The sequence below is a fragment of the Ruegeria sp. B10 genome, assembly GCF_056539825.1.
In genome coordinates this window covers 1-18527 of the sequence record NZ_JBQFVP010000004.1, presented here as the reverse complement: position 1 = coordinate 18527, position 18527 = coordinate 1, and the positions used below count along the sequence as shown (strand labels likewise).

Below are 18527 nucleotides of genomic sequence, written 5' to 3'. Positions count from 1 at the left end.
AATGAAAAAGCAATGGTGGCTTAACTTTGCTTCGTGAACCAAGGCGCAGGACGCAGCGAATGAACGTTTCTAGTCCTTTTCGACAGATGCTGCGCTTGAACCAAGTGTCTGCATTGTGCTCGAAACAGTCGTTCCTTGAATTCAACTTTAAGTCTGCTCTGCGCGCTATCCGGTCATTCAATCTAAACGTATGAAGGCAGAAGAATGGAACAAATCGGATCGCTCCCATCTGGATCGCCAGCATTTCTTCGATCTCGTCTTGCGGTTTAACCCCGGCAACAACCGACATCACGAAGTTCGATGTTGTCTCCGAGACAGAACTGTCCTGCTGTCCGGGAGTCGCGACTTGATCCATAACGCCTTCGAAGAACGGGTAGTCTGCTGTGCCAAGCTAATGCATCGCCAACCCCAAGATTTCTGCCGCCTCGTTCATCGACAGAAACACCTTGCCGTTGTTGCTACCGTTAGAGCGGGAGTGAAGCTCCAGCCAGAGCTTCACTGCAGGTCCGGACAGAGCCCGCCATGCAGGAGATTTGATCATGGCGTAGGGCAGAGGGACTTATTGGCCCTCATCTGACCGTTTGCCCTTCGGAGATCGACGCCTACTCATCGCGGCACCTCCTCTGGAAATGCTCGGGAATGGCATCTGACTTCGGAACGTCGCAGCCGATATGCGCCCGGACGAGCCGGGTCAGGCCGGATTTGGACACACAGTACCCTCGCGTGTCCCATGCTGCTCCCCCAGCAGGAAATTGGGGGCTCTGGCGCTGAAACAGCCATTGGACGCCGTCCCGACATACGGCGATGCGGTAGACACCATGGCGCAAGAGCTCGCCGCTGTAGTTGTCAGCGATTTCTCGATGATCAGTTCGGGGAAGCGAGCATGTGTCTAGCCCCCTGTCGTGTGAGGTATTGATCGACTTGGAAAGGGAGATATCAGCCATGCTCGATCCTTCCTTTCCCTACGATCACCCGTTCGACCGGGTGGCTCAGGGGCGACCAGTAGTACCGGCGCTTGTTTTTTCTTGTCGGCGCGGGGCATCCTGTGGCATCAACTGGACTTGCTAGGTTGGCAGTTGATGTCACTGGAAAAGCCCCATTTCCGCGCTTGGAGTTGGGGTTTCTCACTATGTAGCCTGGTTGTCGGGATCGGTGTGCCGCGCCGCCAGCCAGGCGTTCAGATCCGCGTTGTAACAAGCGATCCTCCGTCCGATGCGGATAAGCCGAAATCCGTGCGCAGCGGAACACCCTTGTGGTTCTCGTGTCTTTTGACCGTTACGCGCACGATCCAGCGCCGCGCATCAGAGGGATCAACAAAAAGATACAGTCCAGAACCGTCGCCATGCCGACCCAGGCCAAGATTATCTACCAGCTTCCCGCAGAGCGCAGCCATTAAAATACCACAAAATATACCACTCAATGAGATGTACTAAGGTTAACTTAGTAACGCTCAAGATGATACGATGAGATAGTAAACGCTGATAATTTATAGCTAAACGGCAAGTTAGAAAGGACGCGCCAATTATCCGAAATAGGTTTATGGCGGAGACGAAGGGATTCGAACCCTCGAGACGGTTTCCCGCCTACTCCCTTAGCAGGGGAGCGCCTTCGACCACTCGGCCACGTCTCCACGGACGGGTATATCCGTGCAAGCAGCGGAAGTACAAGGGCATTTCTTCAGGGATTGGATTTTTTTACAGACCCGCGCGAAGCTGTTGAAATAGCACGAAATAGCGATTTTTGACTGGGGGCATTCACCTGTTCAAGCTGCGCATTACTGTTCACAATCATGATCAAACAAAAAGGGATCGAAGCCTGTGCGAGTGGCCGTTGCATGTTGCACTAGTTCAAAGACTTTAGATCACGCGGCGGTCGCAGTATTCGGCTAACACCGTCGAAAAGGGTGGTGTGGGTTCTGACTATCCTCAGATCACCGAATGAAAGGTGTTGTCAAGATGGATCACGAACCGGGCATGGACCGGACACAAAAAACGGTTCAGGGCGGCTTGTTCGGTACTTTGTTCGACTGTGATGTTTGCGGGAGTAGGAATTGAACCTGTGACCTTCAGGTTATGAGGCTGACGAGGTTAGGACGTTAAGCAATTGATCCGGGGATCAATTGTAGTCTGAACGGGCTGTTTTGGATTTTCTAACGCTGGTTGCGGGAGAGCGCAACCACCGTTGCCGAACGCAATTGAAATGCCAATTTTAGGGCTTTGGGCTTAACGTTTCAGAACCTCTGTCGCTGAGCGCCAGCAATTGAGTTTTGGCCAAATCCAAACAGATACTTAGGTTCAGGACCCATTGCTTTCCGCTTTGCGGCGTGTGTCACGGTTCAAAAACGAACGGTGAACATGTCTGATCTCTTCTTGCTTACGGATGCGCAAATCACGCATCTGGAGCCCTTCGTCCCGAAGCACCATGGCAAGCCGCGCGTCGATGACATGCGTGTGTTGAGCGGGATTATCTTCATAAATCGCAATTGCTTGCGGTGGCGGGATGCCCCTGCTGCCTATGAACCGCAAAAGACGCAGTACAATCGATGGAAACGGTGGAGCGACAAGGGCATCATTCGCGCGAATGATGGCTGGCTTGGCCACTGAGTACCGCGAACAGAAGACCGTGGTGATCGATGCGACCTATCTGAAGGCTCAGCTGAAAGCGACCAGCACGGGCATCAAAAACGGGGGGCGGACGCCTGATTGGCTGAACCAAGGGCGACATGAACACCAAACTGCACGTCATCTGCGATAGTCAGAGACGCCCGCTGAACCTGTTAACAATCGCAGGACAGGTCAGCGACTACATCGGTGCTCGGGATCTGTTCAGCGGTATACCGAATGCCGATTGGATACTCGGAAATCGCCGATACGATGCCGTTTGGTTCCGAGAAGCGTTGCAAGACACAGGTATACGCGTTTGTACCCCGGTCGGAAGCAGCGCAAGACGACGGTGAAGTACGACAAGGGCCGACACAAACGCCTCAACCGGATCGAGATCATGTTTGATAGGCTCAAGTGTTGGCGCCGTGTGGCAACCCGATACGACAGGTGCCCGAAGGTCTTCCTCTCAGCAATCGCCCTCGCAGCTCTCGTCATCAGTTTACTATTAGTCCTGACCCTAATTTCACGTGAACATAGAAGTTAATAACTCACTTTCGCATGGCTACCTTAAGACTTCTTTTTAAAGTGCTGTCTTTCAATTTGGCTTCAGCACCGAGCTCGCCATAGTGATTCTCGTATTTCTTAATCAAACCCTCAACCTCTTTTCGGGTCTTCAGAGATACCTTGGGGTTCTTGTGAACTTGCTTCAATTCATCCTGCAGCATAACTTTGTACTTCTCCAGCAGCCGAAGCCTCTTTGACACTCCTTCCCAAATTTGTACGTCACCGGAAAGGTTCTCCGAGTACTTCGCGGAGACCATGTTCCAAACCTTCCGACGGTTTACTTTAGGCAAAAGTTCCCAATCGTCGCTGGCAAGCGCGTTTACACAAGATAGCATGTCAGAGTATTTCTTAGGGTCTCCAGCATTTGCTCCAGTGGCTTCCACGAGTTTTGGAATCGGGGATTTTATGCGCTTTAGAACATCGTTAATCGTATCTATCGTCACATAACCTGTGTATTCGCGCGCGTCTTTTTCGACCTTCTCAATGATTTTCCACATCGGGATTGTTTCAGGCTGCGCTTGCAGCCCTTTCTTCATCTTCATGAGGTTTGTTTTTCCCAATCCCGCATAAATAGCCCCCCGATTCGGGATTGGCATGATCACTTTGCTATACTTTGAGAGCCAATTTTTGAATTCTTTCAAGTTTTGCTTCTGTCGGCATTCTACGGCAGCGTTTCTATCCATCATTCAGCCTATCATTCAGTGGAAAGCTTTCAATCTTCTGTATGCTACGGCCCTACAAACACTTCTTATTTCGAAACACACCTGTTGATAAATGGCTATCATCGAAAACGCTGCATTGCCGCGAGATTTAGATTATCGTTAAGACTTGAAACAAGATTGATTCTAAGGAGATAGTTTAGAGTGACGCAATTTGCTTCAAGAGCTTTTTGTCATCACTAATAATGGCTCGAAACTTTTTCAATTGTACTTCTGAGCTTTTCTTTATCTTGCTTGTCTGCACTTGCAGGTCTTTAGCAGGGTCCCATGTTACAGCCCGAGACCAAGCTGCCCAAGCGTCTTCAAACTTTCCTTTGGCTATATCACGAACTATCCGGGATTCACTCAATTTGACATAAGTTCGCGCCCAAAAAGAAGGGCTAGTATAGTCAACCCAGGCTTGGAAATAGGCCGCACCAAGCTGCTCAGCAGTAGAGCTAGACGATTTCATTTTTTCCGCGATTGGCTTAAGTACTGGTTTGACGACCGCGTCCTCAAGGTAGTCGTTGCGGAACTCCATCATTTGTTGATAAAATTCTTTGTTGGCCTTAGCGATTTCGTCGCCGCTCTTTTTCATTGCAACAGACGCCTTCGAACCTACCTTGTAAATTCCATGAGTAAGGCTGATCAGTGTTGCTGCCAAATCGACCGCATCACCCGTCGATTTAGCTTTTTTGAGAGCCGCGCTAATTTCCCGCACCTGTGCATCTCTGGATTTTTGGATATCTGAGCAAATCTTTTCGTAGGCCGCAATTCTACGTTCGTAGCGTGATATCAGCGCCTTTTTGGATTTAATACCTTGCGATGTATCCAGATGACTAGGGATTAAAATCTTGCTACCAGGTGTGATGATTGCGGGATTTGGATTTTCTTTTCGGAATTTTGCGTTGATCCCAGCATTATAGATCTCTTTGTACGACCTAAAGCCATAAACTCGAGCAATTTTATCTAGTGTTTCACCCTTTTTGATCACATGGATACGAACTCGTTTAGACATAGCACCCCCCAAAAAAAGAAAAATAAAAAGGCGTTCCCGATCTTATGTTTATTCGCCAGCGAATGACCCAACAGCACGAAAACCACCGCTTACTCCATCACTTAAGGCAAATCCACCTACGAGGCCGCCGGGGGCAATTAGCGTACCACCACCAACCGTTAGATGTTCGACAGCGCCAACAAAGCTTCCATTCAACTCACCTGATATTCCGCCACTTCCAGTTACAAAGCTAGTATAGCTATCAAAACCGTCTTCTAAAGCTAACGAACTATTCCCCGCCACGGTCGCTCCACCGATTGACAATTCTGCTTGGCCTGTGCGGGACCCAAAGTTAAAGGTGTCTGAAAATGTGCCAGTCTGAGTTGAGACGATTCCACCCATCACGACATTGCCGATGGCGTGACCCGAATACCGAACAGTCGTAGAAAGACCGTTATCCATTGCATCTTGGACTGACCCGTTTATCAAATCAGTTTCATCTCCTGACAGTTCGTTACCCGCAGCGAAAGTTCCCAAATGGACATGTTCTCTGCTCCCAGAACCCATTCCAGTGTCGATGTCACCAAAAAAGAATCCCCACTTCACATGCTCATATCCATTCGTGGTCGATGAGACAGAGGCACCGATGCCTTCTGCTACAAGACCGCCAGATATCAACGCTGCATCACTCGCACCATCAGTACTGCGAGCCCCAAATTCAGTGTCGCTGACATACGCACTCGCTCCACCTTCGCCTCCTAAAGTTAAGTCGTCGATTGCAACTTGGAAACTATTGGACGCGGCGTCGAAGTTGGAAAAAAACAAGTTAGGGCCCGCAAGGGTATCTGGAAGCAAATCTGGGTTTCCCATGGGTCGGATTGTCGAGCCTCCGGGAGTTTCCACGTCGACAAGGCCCACCGCATACCCAATGGTTTCACTCGGCGCGAAGCCAAAGCCGGTTCTGTTTCCAGGCAATGCTTCAGTTCCTGTCGCGACGCCCAGTCTCAGAGCGGCGTATTGCACTGGTGCAAGCTCTTCAATCTGTTCCGGTTCGAGCCCATCTGTTGATCCAACAGGGCTTTCGAACCCGTTTCCAAGGGACCCGCGGGCTTCGACATCGTCGAAGATCGTTCCAGTATTTTCCAGCACAAAGAACCCTAGGCGACCGGGTGTTGGGGATCCTGGGCTTCCTATGTTCGGATTTCCTCCTCCCGCCGCGGTACTTTGGAAGTCAGAATAAAGAAGAACGGGACTCTTTGACGTTCCGCTCGAATTGATCCCTCTCGTAGATCCAATGGCACGGCTGAAGATCAGAGCATCAACAATTTGATCGTTGCCATACCCCTCAGTTCCTCCGTTTAGTTCACTCGTGAATCGATAGCGGACTTCCCCTATTGTTGCCGAGATTGTTGATACCTGCCGACCCTCCGCATCGTTCCGGATACCCAAGTCAGCATACAAAAGTTTGGATGTATTTGGCGCAGTCTCACCGTCATCTACAATGACCGGCCCGTCCGGATTTATGATAAGCAAATCGCTTTGCGCCAACTGGGAAAGATCTAGAGAAAACGTAGATTCACTATAGTCATCAGCCAGTTCTAGCCAAGTCTCCCCGCGAAAGAAGGCGCGATCTCCGTCAGAAAGATCCATTCCAGCAGTAAGGTCAGATAGACTGTCGGCGGCAAGGAGTTGGCTTCCCATTCCCGCCGCGAGGTGGAAACGGTCGACACTCTCTCCGGGCACGCGATTTTCAATGACTTGATCTAAGTCTCCGGCAGAAAAAATGTAACGGCGCGATTCAGATGGGTCGTGAACCAAAGCCGCTGCGTCACTGTTGCCGCCATAAACTAGGATATCTCTCCCGTATTCGAAGTCAAAATTCTCACCGTTTAAAGAAGGAGTGTTTTCGATGGCTTCGACAAAAGCAATTTCGGTTTCCGTTTCATCGATAAACCCGTCATCGCCTCCGATTTGACAATCTCGAATTGAATCACAGCGCCAGTTAAACGCTGCTAACAAGTTCATGTCCAAGAAGATAAAATTGTCCCTGCGGTTTAATGTGGTCGAACCAGGAATAACTCTATCGAAATCCGTCCCAAAATTGATACCTTCGACGGTTACACCAGTACCCTTGTGCCAAATACCACCAATTGCCGGCGTATTGATCCCGGGACGAACTCCAAATGTTGTATCGGCACGAATAAAGTCTCCAGACCCGATATTGTAGATAGAATTTGTAGAAAGGAGTCCCATTGGGAGGCTTTCGAATCTTATTAGCCCTTGATCTGTATCCAAACTAAATTCGTTTGGCGGCAGTTGCGCAACAATGCCGGACGTTGCAGAGCCGTAGTAATATCCAACGGCACGCGAGCCGTCGCCGGTAGTAATCGAAGTTAGTACGTCAACGTTGTCTATTGCAATACTTGCGTCTCGCGTCGGAAATACTCTGTTTGCAATCGGTCCAAGGAATATTTCTTCAACAAATGGATATCTTATACCAAGCTGTTCAGGAGGGTTTCCGGTAGAATAGTTCTGTCTTATCAAAGCGCGATTTGTGTTTACTGTTGTCGTATCTGTTTCCACAACAGGTATAGATGAATCCCCTGTGGATGGGCTGAAGCCTCCACCCGCAAGATCAAACGAAAAGTCGATTGGTTCTGGCGGCGGGGATGAACCTGAAGAACCTCCGCCATCAGATTCGGAATTTCCCGATTCGTTTGCGCTGGTATCGAAACCAACGGCATTGTCCAAACGAGAAACTTCTTCAACGGCTTCAGCAATCTGAACATCTTCGTCCGAAACCGATACATCCTCAGTTAATTGTTCACTCTGAACGCCAGAAGAACTCCCCCGCGTCGAACCCAGCCTGGGTGTCGTTCCCGTCTGCAGCCCTCTGCTAAGTGAATTTAGATCGTTCACGATATCTTGGGTGCTCATGCGTCGTGGGGCGGTGGCTCGCCCATTGCTAGCGACAATCTGAAACCCTGTGCGATAGATCGTTTGGCTACGCCCCCCGCTCGACACCAGTATTTCTTTGCCATTCAGCAAGTGTGTGCGAGTACTTTCCGAGCCTACTTGAATGAACGCAGATCCGGACTTGAGTGAGAGAAGCGCATGAGGCGTCATGATTGAGATATTTTGCGTTCGGTTCGACAGCCCACCTGTAACTCTCAAAGTCCCTCGCTCGACGCGAATAGCAATTGGTTGGTCTTTCGATGTGATCACGGTGACAAGACTGCCAGGGGCAATGACGACCGATGTACCATCCACCAAAATGACTTCGGCAGTCTCATTTTCGCCCGTCTCGACAGTTCGAGATTGAGAAGAACCGAGGACAAACTGCTTCATACGGTGATCGGACGTTGCTGCACTAACTGCTAAATCAGTGGTCGATACTGCGAACGCTCCGGCGAGAAGTACCGCAAATTTTGTAAATGAAAACTTCATGTTCTTCCCTCCCATATTCAAACTTAAAATGACTTTGTCACCGAAAATGCCAGGTACGTATTGTCAAAGGTATCCAGCGAATAATTTGAGTTTTGGTCGAAATGACCAAGTTCGAGTTGTAGCTCTACGCTGTCTGTCAGCGGAACGAACATTGACGTCCTTAAGACTACCCTTTCATCTTTTTGTGATGCATTGTCATCGATAGCGGGGTCGGGCTCGTCATACTTACGCTGCCCGTAACCTACAGCTGCAGAAATTTTCCAAGGGTCTTCCGATTTTCCAAGCAACGGTGAAATTTCTCGAAGGACTTCCACAAAGAAACCGCTATCCCGGTACGCTTCGAAGCCTTCTTCTGCAGATTTGTCAGAGTAAGCAAATACGACGTTTAGCCCCGTCTTTTCCGTCAGTAGCCTCGAGTAACGAAGAGAGAACCCGCTTCTTCGACCGTCGCGATTGTCGTTTGACGGGTCCAACGTAGTCGCGTGATAGTCTTGATCGAAAGTAAACGCACTGAACTCAAAGCTATTCTGCGCATTTGGAACAGCACGAAACTTAGCGACCCAACCATCTTCACTAACATATCTTTCATCATCGCGACGCAGCGAACTCGTGGAATATCTTAGCGCTAACTCGGCGGGGAAGCTCAAGGCTCTTGTCAAATTGAGATCGGTCCCGAATGCGATACCCCCGCGAGACAGGTTCAACTGAGTTTGATCGCGGTAACCTCGTGCAAATAAGTCTACGTCCAAAGCGAGCAAGTGACCTGCTTGAAGACCCAGATCGTACTTCAACTTTCCAGATAGTCCAACAAAGGCAGATACGTCCGACTGGTCGGTAAAATCCGGCAGAACAACGAAACCCCTGACTTCGGTTCCGTTGTCTGGACCCGCATTTGCATTTGAATCTACGATCAATCCGGCTGCCGCTCGCCCAGTTAATCGCCACCTGGAATTTGATTGTTCAGCAATGGCGAGAAGTTCTTCCGCTCTCTCTCTCACAGCAGGCGGTGCATCAGGTGATTTCAGTGCCTCGCTTATATAGTTCTCGGCTAGCTTGGGAGCGCCCTGGCGCAGATATAGGACACCAAGTTCGAGCTTAATGTTCGCGAGTGTAGGGTTAAGCAGCAGTATTCTTTCAAATGCAGAAATCGCAGTTTGGAAGTCACCTGTTTGAGCAGCGATTTGCGCCAAACGAAACGAGGCCTCTGGGTCTGAGGGATTTCGTTTAACTCTGTCTAACGCTGACAAATACTCTGAAGGTATTTGATTTGATTGCGCAAATACCGCCCAACTAGTGGCGCTAAGAATACAAACAGAAACCAGAAAAACCCGAATCAAACTAAAGCGGGAAGGGCACCTACTAAGCAAAAATGAAACCAAAATCTCACCAATCCCTCTGTCCAAAACCCTTTGCAAAGACGCTAAAAAACTCTGCTATAGTCTACGAATGCAATGTGTTGAGTCAATCTGCCAACTACTTTTACGCTCCCCAAGCGCCTTTGCGACCATTCTCCTAACTTTTTTTTTAGGAGTGACTCCGCCTGGAAACGCGCAAACACAGCAACCTGATTTGATCAATTTGCTCGGTGCGGCGCGCGCTTTAGGAGCTTCTGGAAAATCAACTGAAGCAATCACACTTCTGGAAGACATTCTCTCGAAAATCCCGAGGTCGAATGACCGGGAAACCAATAACCACGCATTTTTACTAAACGAGATAAGCGTCTTGAAACGCACTGCTGGTCAATTCCACGAAGCTCTTGAGGATGTTCTACGCGCTGAAAAAATTTTGATTAGTAGTGCTACAGAAAATGAACTTTTGGTCGCTGTCATTCTAAATTCTGCTGAGGCTTTGAGCCTGTTAGGAGAGAGCGAAAAGGCAAACAGTAGGTTCCATCAGGCTGTAACTCTTTCAGAAAGGCTAGAAATTGACAGCCTCATCACTCATTCACGAATTCGATTTGCAGGAAATAGCCTAGAGCTTGGAAGCTGGGAAAAAGCAGTAACTGCAGTTGAACCGTTACAGCATCTAAACGAGCGGCAGGCGACGCAAGTTGCAACCATTCTGGGTCAAGCATACCTTACTTTACGACGGCCAGAACAAGCCCAAACTTCAATTGATGCTCTTGAACAAGTCGATCAAACCGACCCGCAAGTTGCACTTATCAACGCTAGAATAGATCTTCAACTTGGAAACGTTCAGGGATCTTTGGATAAGCTAAAGGCTCTTCTGGAGCAAATAGACGAAAGCCAATCCGCTCTTTTGGCTTCAGCCCGATACAACCTATCGGAAGCCTACTTTCAGATGGGACTACTACAGGAAGCGTACGCCAATAACGAACGCGCAATGGTGATAGCCGAGGAAAGCTTACACAACAACGAGACACTAGTTGGTCAAACGCTGCATAGACGGGCAATGTTCCTTGGATTGATCGGAGACATCGAAAATTCCATAAGGGGATTCGAGGTCGCCGCATCTGCTTTTTCCGACAACAGCGCTCGAAGCCGACGCGCGAGGTTCTACACAGAATTGGAACTTACCAGGGCATTGAGTTTCAGCAATAGGACAGTCGAAGCCGTAGCTTTAGCACGCAATTTGGTCTCTGAAGCACCAATTATCTTCGGTGAGCAGGCGATCGAAAATTTGTTTGCATTGACCAATTTGGGGTCTTTGCTAGTTGAAATGAGGGAACTAGAAGAAGCCAAATCCCTACTACGCAATTCTCAAATGCTTGCGGTGGAGGGAAGATTTTCCAAGCCCGATCTCGCACCAACCAAGATGAGCCTCGGAAAAGCTTATCTGTACGATGGAATGCTTGATGAAGCTGAAAATGTCTTTTTAGAGTTGCTTCGAAACTATGAGGAGTTTGGGGCAGCTGAAAGTGTTGAAAAGTCTGGTGAAATTAGGCGGTTATTGAGCGAAACTTACTATTCTAGAAACGACATTGGAGATATTGAGAAAGCTGCGCATTTGTCGCGCACTAATATTACTGGAATCAAACAAAGACTAAAGGAAGTCGCCAAGTCGACTACCTACGCTCGACAGTTTTCGTCATCGTCTATTGATCTTCAAATAGGCAACACTCTCACGGTATTGAACGAGTACCAACGAAGAGGCTTCGCGAGTAGCGAAGAAATGTTTGAAACCGCTCAACTCGCTCTTCTGAATGAGGCTGCAACTGCAACTAATGGGTTTCTACGACACTTCAAAGCTAAGGACCCGGAGTTAGCAGAACTGTTCACTGAGCGGCACGCTGCATCAGCTCAGATCCGCGCCCTAACAATTCAACCGGATCAACAAAAACAAAAGGTTCTCGATCAAGTCAAACTACATATTCAGGATATTGACAGTCAGATTTTGAATGCAAACCCTGATCTAGTGCCTTACTTGTCGCCATCCGTCATCACTTTAAACGCAATTCAACCGCTGCTGGATCAAGATGAAGCTCTCTGGACCAACTTTTCGTTTGAAGGCGGCACATTTATTTTCCTTATTACGAGAGATGAGCTTCTTGTTGAATCGACAAACACCAGCATAGAGAAAGTCGACCAACTTGTAAGAAAGCTCAGGGAAAATATGGACCTTGAAGGTCGCTCCACACCGCCACCTTTTGACTTTAATTCCTCCACCCGACTGTACAATATATTGTTTGGTCCTTTTGACAGAATACTTAAAAAAAAGAAAAAGCTGCTTGTTGTCCCACAAGGTCCAGCGCAACAGATTTCTCTTGCAGTCGCGACTAGAAGTTCCGCACCAATCGGAAAAACACCTGAAAAAGCAGATGCGCGTTTCTTGGGGCTAACGCATTCGATTACAGTCTATACTTCGGTTGCGAACCTCCTGTTTTCCAAGTTAAATCCATCCAAAGATGTTGAACTAAAAAGTATAACAGGATTTGCAAACCCGTCGTTTTCAAACCGTTCTTCAGACACCGGAGTTCTCAGCCGCGATCCTGAAATCAATCCCAAAGCGTTGCGGTTTGGCGGCACTGTAAACTACTTTGAGCCATTGCCGGAAACAGAGCGCGAGTTGGATCTAATATCCAGATCACTGCCGGGTTCTTCCTCTACATATTACACCGGGAAAGATGCGTCAGAAGAGGTTTTTAAGTTACACGAGATCAAAGGTGACGTTCTCGTTTTTGCAACACACGCAATTGTCTCTGGTCAGTTTGGCAACTTGCGAGAGCCAGCACTAGTTCTCAGTTCGCCTGCAGAAACCTCCGACATTGATGATGGCTTTTTAACAGCGAGCGAAATTGCTCAAAAGCAGATCGCAGCCAAGATCGTGGTGCTATCGGCATGCAACACAGCATCCGCCTCAGGACAATTTGGAGCTCCGGGTTTGTCTGGGTTAGCGCAAGGTTTTTTTGAAGCTGGCGCTCAATCTTTGGTGGTGAGCCATTGGACAATTTCCACCGTTTCACCTCTTTTGCTAATGCCTAGTTTTTTTGAAGGTATTTCCAATGGGCTAGCAGCGGATGAAGCGATGAAAGAGGCAATGATTGAGGTGTCAACAAGGGAAGATTTGAAAGTGTTAAGGCATCCCGCAATTTGGGCACCATTTTCTATTGTAGGCAGCTATTGATCGCTTCACGCTGGTAGTCTTTGCAGGGCGCTATAAAGCCGGGTCGGAATAGAACCGGTTGCCATTTGCTCTGAAGAGATCGGGGGCCGGGTTGACACATATCGGCGTTAGCCGACTGGAGTGGCCTCGTCGCTTGTCAGAGAGAGGAGGTATCCAGGCACTCACCCGGCACCCTTGCACATGACGGTATCACGTGCGGATAGCCACCCCAAGCCAAAATAAGATAAAAGTACATAATTTCATTCGCTTACACATGTAGAACTCGATCTGGTCTCTGAGTCGGTAACCGCGGAGTAGCCACACCGTGCGTCCTTGACAGGCAAGCAACTGCCCTTACGCTTCAAGAACTTTCAACTTACCGGCCGTGATGGCTGGGCCGCCAATATTGGGATTGGACAGGACGGTTTCTCGTCCTCGACGCACTCGATGGCAATGATCCTGATCTCGTTTGAGGTCAGTGTTTTGTCGTCTGGAGTGCGCTCCGAAGCCAGAACATCGCGATCATTGTCTCGAGCGGTTCCTTAAAAAGGAACGTATCGATGACGTGTTCGTCTTCTGCTCCCACGGGCAACCCGCCCAATTTCGCTATTCCTGAACCCCTGATCAACCTTGTGCGGCTGTTGGCACGCGAGGCTGCACGCTCGGATTTCGCAACCCGTTGCAACGGTGAAGACCCAGAGGTGGATCATGGTTGATCTGCCGATTTCAGAGGATGCCGCTTATCTCAGCGTGCGCGATGTCGCTGCGCTGTTCCGTATCAGCACCAAGACCGTTCGCCGCTGGATCAAATCCGATGATCTGCCTGCAACTCGGTTGGGCCGCGATTGGCGCATCGCGCGCTGTGATTTGCATGCCCTTGCCAAGCAACGCGGCAATCAGGCAGCGGCCCATGTTCTCTAAAGCTCTCACAAATCTCGGCTTTTCCGGCGTTCGGGAAAACGGGGTCATGGATTTTGGCTATAAATTCATACCCTTGTTTTCCCGAATGTCCGCAAGAGGGCCGCCATGGGTCAGCATGTCCTCGTCTGTCCCCTTTTGTCCCCACTTTCAAAACCGAAGAGGTTTATCATGACACATCACCAAGAGATCCAGCTACCAACGACGCTGGCCGAGGTTCTGGACGTTCTGAAGTCCAATCCTGACCCCAACAAGAAACGTCAACAGTCCAAGCTGTCCGCCATCTCGCGCGTCAGTACATACATGAACCGTCCTCCGTCGGACATTCCGACAGACATCCCGCAACTGCGCAAACTGCTGGCATCGTTGCATCCCGCCGCCTGCGGGGTGAAGCCCAACACCCTCAGCACCACCAAAAGCGATCTGGCCAGTGCCCTGCGTGCGGTCGGGGTGTTGCAGGATTTTGAAGCCAAATCTGAACTGACTCCGGAGTGGGGCGCGTTTCTGACGACTGTGCAATCCACCCATCAGGTTTGGGGCTTGATGCGGTTTGCACGCTTTTGCAGTGCTCGGTCGGTCTTGCCCGCAGACATGCGTTTCAGACGGCTCTCGACGCAGTGCTGCTGAAGAATGAACCGGCCAAGTACATTCAGTCCATGATCGATACATGGAACCACGTGATTGACAAACACGGTCTCGATCTTCCCCGGCTGGACCGCTTGTCGTCGGACCGCTACGTGGCTCGCCCGTTGACGGACTACCCGGAAAGCCTGCAAGCAGAGATCAAAGCCTATATCGACCGCTTGGCGCAACGTGATCTGTTCAGCGATGACGGGCCCGACAAACCGCTGCGTCAGACCAGCCTGCGCAATACCGAAGCCCATCTGCGGCAGATGCTCGACGCGCTGGTGTCTGCCGGACAGCGCTCGGAACACTTCGTTAGCCTGTCGGAACTGATCACGGTGCCTAATCTCAAAACGGCCTTCCGGACGATCATCGACCGGCGCGGAACCGACGGCCTGCCTTCTGGGCTGAGTAATGTTGCAGCAACCTGCATCGCCATTGCACGGCATCACCTGAACGTACCCGAAGACGTCCTTAAGGCGCTCAAAGACATTCACAAACGCGTTGCAACCAGCCCTCGCGGTATGAGCCCCAAAAACGCCGAGCGCCTCGCTCAGTTCAACGACTGGGAGAATGTCGCTCTGTTGCTAGGCCTTCCGGATACGTTGATGGCACGGGCGGATGACAAACCAACCTGTCGTGACAGCGCTCTGGCGGCGATGCACGCTGCGGCACTGACGATCCTTCTGAGCTGTCCCATGCGTGTCAAAAACCTCGCGAACCTTGATTTGGACAAGCATTTGATCCCTGCCCGCTCGGGGACGCACACCTATTATTCCATCCGTATCGAAGGGGTCGAGGTTAAGAATGGGGAGCCGATTGAGGTCAAACTGAACACCCGCAGTTCCAAACTTCTGCACCGCTATATCATGCAATTCCGACCGCAGGTGTCGCAAGCCGGTGGGCGCGCTCTGTTCCCGCGCAGCAGCGATGGGAAGCCACGAGCACCCAGCAACTTTGGTAGCGAACTCACCCAGCGAGTCTTGCGAGAGACCGGTCTGAAGGTTCACCCGCATCTGTTCCGCCACATCGCAGCCAAGCTCTATCTCGAAGAACGCCCCGGTGACTTCGAGACCGTCCGCCGTCTGCTCAAACATAAACGACAACAGACCACGATGGATTTCTATGCGTCGCTTAGCAATCAGTGGGCACATGATCACTACGACGATGTGGTTCTGTCCAAGTGGAAAGGTAAGACCGATGACTAACGGCATTCCTCTTGTTCTTCTTTATCAAGATTGGCCCGAGGCGGATAAAACCGCCTGGGAGGCCCTGTTCGCGGAAGGTGACATCTTTGACGGTACAGGCCCCTGCGCGAGCTGGTCCGAAGGCAGCCGCACCAAACGGCGCCAGAGCTACGGATACTGGCTGTCATGGATAAAGCGTCATCAGCCTGCCCTTTTGGATCAACCGCCGACAGATCGCATTACCAAAGATGCCGTGCGGGGATATCTGGAAGAAGCGGAAGCGCGCGTAGGCCTCATGACCCGCAAGAACATGATTTGCGATCTGTATGTGCTTGCAAGGGCCATGCACCCGGCAGGAGACTGGGACTGGTTGAACAAACTGTCCAACCGCCTGGTACATCTAGCGGACCGGAAAAGCCTGCCGAAGCCAGTCGCCCTCTCGGCGGCAGACATTCTTAACAAAAGTTTGCAGCGGCTCGAAGATGTGGAGAATGATCCGTCCCTCACTGATCTGAAGCGTGCAATTCACTTTCGCGCGGGTCTGATGTTCGCCTTTCTAATCTCGCGACCCGTGCGCCGTCGCACGTTGCTGGCGCTGACAACGGACCAGCATCTGCGCAAAAACGCCGAAGGGTTCGAGGTTCATCTTTCGGCGGAAGACACCAAAGACAAAAAAGCGCGGTGGTTTCCTCTACCCAAGGTTCTGGTACAGCCGATGAAGTCTTATCTGGATATTCATCGTCCGGTCCTCCTTGGTTCTAAGACATCCAATGCACTCTGGATCAGCCAGTATGGAGACCCGATCACACCAGATGGCCTGTCGCGGGAACTGCCGAAAGTGGCGCGGCGCATGCTGGGCGTTGAGTTGCGACCGCACAAATTTCGGCACATTGCGGCGACCAGCGTCGCCGAGACGGACCCGGAACATGTCAACATCATCCGGGATATCCTCGGGCACGCGACGCTGGACATGTCTCAGAAGCACTACAATCGTGCCACCGGACTGTCTGCCTGTGACGACTATCAATCTCTCTTGCAGGCAAAGATGAAGACCTTGGGTGGCAAGCTGTCGGCAACCTCGTCCAAACGGCGCTAGTCGATAGAGTTAAAGACTTGTAATCAAGCCATTTTCTGTTGCAACGGGTTGCAATCGAAAGTGGAAGACACGGCCCAATCCATGCCTATAATGGGTTGGGCCAACTTGTTTCTCAGTCCGAAAGGCCCGACCCATGCGCGCCGCCATTTACGCCCGCTACTCCACCGATCTTCAAAGTGACGCCTCCATTGAGGACCAGCATCGACTGTGCCTGCGTCTGATCAGTGGCAATGGCTGGCAAGAGGCAGAGACCTATTCCGACCGGGGGCTGAGCGGAGCGTCCCATCTGCGTCCCGGATATCAACGGTTGCTGGAGGACGCTCGACGCAACATGTTCGACGTCGTTGTGGCTGAAGGTCTCGACCGCATCAGCCGTGATCAGGAGCATATTGCCGCCTTCTTCAAACAGATGCGGTTTCAGGGCATCCCAATTGTCACCGTGGCAGAGGGGGAGATTTCCGAGCTGCATATCGGCCTCAAGGGGACCATGAGCAGCCTGTTCCTGAAAGACCTGGCTCAAAAGACCCATCGTGGGCTTGAGGGGCGTGTGCGCAAAGGCAAATCAGCCGGTGGTATCACCTACGGCTATGACGTTGTGCGAGACATGGACGCAGACGGGTCCGTCACCACAGGGGAACGGCGGATCAATGAAAGCCAAGCCCAGATCGTTCAACGTATCTTTCAGGATTACAACCTTGGGCTAAGCCCACGCAACATCGCTGCCCATCTAAACAATGAGGGCATTCCCGGACCTCGGGGCACATGGGGCGCATCGACGATCTACGGCAACCACCAGCGTGGCACTGGCATCTTGAACAACGAACTTTACATCGGGCGACTGGTCTGGAACCGGCAGCGTTTCGTCAAAGACCCGGACAGTGGTAAACGGCAAGCTCGCCCAAACCCGCCGGAAGACTGGGTGATTGAAGACGTGTCCGATCTGCGCATCGTGTCCGATGACCTTTGGAACGCGGTGAAGGCACGGCAGGAACAAACGCGCAACGTCGCGATCAGCGATGGCATCAGGAAGCTGGGCCGCACCAAGCGGGCACAGCATCTGTTTTCCGGCATGCTGACCTGCGGGTGTTGCGGCGGTGGTATCATCCAAGTCGGAAAGCAGTATTACGGGTGCTCCACTCATAAGAATAAAGGCACCTGCGATAATCGGCTTACGATCAAACGCTCGGAATTGGAGGATCGTGTTCTGTCCGGCCTCAAGGAACAGTTGCTGCACCCTGATCTGATCGCGGAATTCACCAACGCCTATCAAGAGGAATACAACCGTCTTGCCGGGTCCATTCAACAGGAGCGGATTAACGCGACACGTGATCTGGCGCAGGTCGAGCGCAAGATCGCACATCTCATCGACGCCATCAGTGATGGCATGTTTCACGCCAGCATGAAGGAAAAACTGACAGCGTTAGAAGCACGCAAATCCGAACTCCAAGATACCATCAATTCGGCATCAAATGAACCACCAGTATTGCTGCACCCCGGTCTGTCCGACCTCTACCGAGAACAGGTCGCCAATTTGACCACGGCATTGCGCGATCCCTCATCGCAAGCTGAGGCAATATCCATCATTCGCGGTCTGTTGTCAGAGATTCGATTGATCCCGGAAGACGGGGAATATGCGATTGAGCTTGTTGGAGAGTTGGCGGGCTTGCTCGCGTTGGGAGCACCCCAGAACGAACAAAGCCGCCCAAGGGCGGCTTGTTCAACACTGTGTTCGACCGTGATGGTTGCGGGAGCAGGATTTGAACCTGCGACCTTCAGGTTATGAGCCTGACGAGCTACCGGGCTGCTCCATCCCGCGACACTTTGCGTTGG

General features: G+C 51.0%; 11 protein-coding genes, 2 tRNA genes and 1 pseudogene. 7 read left to right on the top strand and 7 right to left on the bottom strand.

Features of this window, described 5'->3' with window-relative positions:
- Positions 1–391: 391 nt before the first annotated feature.
- Positions 392–541, bottom strand: coding sequence for a hypothetical protein (locus ACR0J4_RS06450; protein WP_480668340.1), 150 nt, complete (start codon positions 539–541; stop codon positions 392–394).
- Between the two features lie 999 nt (positions 542–1540).
- Positions 1541–1630, bottom strand: a tRNA-Ser gene (locus tag ACR0J4_RS06445).
- Between the two features lie 724 nt (positions 1631–2354).
- On the opposite strand from ACR0J4_RS06445, the pseudogene ACR0J4_RS06440 reads away from it, so the two are divergent.
- A pseudogene (locus tag ACR0J4_RS06440) lies at positions 2355–3147 on the top strand (IS5 family transposase).
- Between the two features lie 4 nt (positions 3148–3151).
- Here ACR0J4_RS06440 and ACR0J4_RS06435 read toward each other — a convergent pair.
- The 4 genes from ACR0J4_RS06435 to ACR0J4_RS06420 form a co-directional block, all read right to left on the bottom strand.
- Positions 3152–3853 (bottom strand): hypothetical protein, encoded by a 702-nt coding sequence (locus tag ACR0J4_RS06435; protein WP_170747355.1) that lies wholly within the window; start codon positions 3851–3853, stop codon positions 3152–3154.
- 172 nt (positions 3854–4025) lie between these two features.
- On the bottom strand, positions 4026–4883 hold the full coding sequence (locus ACR0J4_RS06430) for a LysM peptidoglycan-binding domain-containing protein (protein ID WP_170747356.1): 858 nt from the start codon (positions 4881–4883) through the stop codon (positions 4026–4028).
- Between the two features lie 48 nt (positions 4884–4931).
- Entirely contained in the window at positions 4932–8309 is a 3378-nt protein-coding gene (locus ACR0J4_RS06425; protein ID WP_170747357.1) for a FecR domain-containing protein, read from the bottom strand.
- Positions 8310–8332: 23 nt separating this feature from the next.
- On the bottom strand, positions 8333–9712 hold the full coding sequence (locus ACR0J4_RS06420; RefSeq protein WP_480541041.1) for a tetratricopeptide repeat protein: 1380 nt from the start codon (positions 9710–9712) through the stop codon (positions 8333–8335).
- A 127-nt stretch (positions 9713–9839) separates the two neighbouring features.
- On the opposite strand from ACR0J4_RS06420, the gene ACR0J4_RS06415 reads away from it, so the two are divergent.
- The 6 genes from ACR0J4_RS06415 (at position 9840) to ACR0J4_RS06390 (ending at position 18480) form a co-directional block, all read left to right on the top strand.
- The gene (locus tag ACR0J4_RS06415; RefSeq protein WP_480541039.1) at positions 9840–12893 is read left to right on the top strand and encodes a CHAT domain-containing protein; all 3054 of its coding nucleotides are present in this window, start codon (positions 9840–9842) and stop codon (positions 12891–12893) included.
- A 687-nt stretch (positions 12894–13580) separates the two neighbouring features.
- Positions 13581–13793 carry a helix-turn-helix domain-containing protein gene (locus ACR0J4_RS06410; RefSeq protein ID WP_170747359.1) on the top strand — a complete coding sequence of 71 codons (213 nt, stop codon included), beginning with the start codon at positions 13581–13583 and terminating at the stop codon, positions 13791–13793.
- Between the two features lie 168 nt (positions 13794–13961).
- Positions 13962–14417: a hypothetical protein gene (locus tag ACR0J4_RS06405; RefSeq protein WP_480668338.1), complete on the top strand. Its 456-nt coding sequence runs from the start codon at positions 13962–13964 to the stop codon at positions 14415–14417.
- On the top strand, positions 14408–15622 hold the full coding sequence (locus ACR0J4_RS06400) for a tyrosine-type recombinase/integrase (RefSeq protein ID WP_480668337.1): 1215 nt from the start codon (positions 14408–14410) through the stop codon (positions 15620–15622). The genes ACR0J4_RS06405 and ACR0J4_RS06400 overlap by 10 nt, the downstream gene beginning before the upstream one ends.
- Positions 15615–16697 (top strand): site-specific integrase, encoded by a 1083-nt coding sequence (locus tag ACR0J4_RS06395; protein WP_170747361.1) that lies wholly within the window; start codon positions 15615–15617, stop codon positions 16695–16697. Before ACR0J4_RS06400 ends, ACR0J4_RS06395 begins: the two co-directional genes overlap by 8 nt.
- Before the next feature lie 133 nt (positions 16698–16830).
- On the top strand, positions 16831–18480 hold the full coding sequence (locus ACR0J4_RS06390; RefSeq protein ID WP_170747363.1) for a recombinase family protein: 1650 nt from the start codon (positions 16831–16833) through the stop codon (positions 18478–18480).
- On the opposite strand, the gene ACR0J4_RS06385 is transcribed toward ACR0J4_RS06390, so the two are convergent.
- Positions 18437–18513, bottom strand: a tRNA-Met gene (locus ACR0J4_RS06385). The two genes, ACR0J4_RS06390 and ACR0J4_RS06385, sit on opposite strands and share 44 nt — an antisense overlap.
- Between the last annotated feature and the right edge of the window lie 14 nt (positions 18514–18527).

Excerpts from the sequence above, each read along its gene's own strand:
- ACR0J4_RS06405 (WP_480668338.1), top strand. The coding sequence starts at position 13,962 with ATGACACATCACCAAGAGATCCAGCTACCAACGACGCTGGCCGAGGTT.
- ACR0J4_RS06430 (WP_170747356.1), bottom strand. The coding sequence starts at position 4,883 with ATGTCTAAACGAGTTCGTATCCATGTGATCAAAAAGGGTGAAACACTA.
- ACR0J4_RS06425 (WP_170747357.1), bottom strand. The coding sequence starts at position 8,309 with ATGAAGTTTTCATTTACAAAATTTGCGGTACTTCTCGCCGGAGCGTTC.
- ACR0J4_RS06390 (WP_170747363.1), top strand. The coding sequence starts at position 16,831 with ATGCGCGCCGCCATTTACGCCCGCTACTCCACCGATCTTCAAAGTGAC.
- ACR0J4_RS06435 (WP_170747355.1), bottom strand. The coding sequence starts at position 3,853 with ATGATGGATAGAAACGCTGCCGTAGAATGCCGACAGAAGCAAAACTTG.
- ACR0J4_RS06450 (WP_480668340.1), bottom strand. The coding sequence starts at position 541 with ATGATCAAATCTCCTGCATGGCGGGCTCTGTCCGGACCTGCAGTGAAG.
- ACR0J4_RS06410 (WP_170747359.1), top strand. The coding sequence starts at position 13,581 with ATGGTTGATCTGCCGATTTCAGAGGATGCCGCTTATCTCAGCGTGCGC.
- ACR0J4_RS06395 (WP_170747361.1), top strand. The coding sequence starts at position 15,615 with ATGACTAACGGCATTCCTCTTGTTCTTCTTTATCAAGATTGGCCCGAG.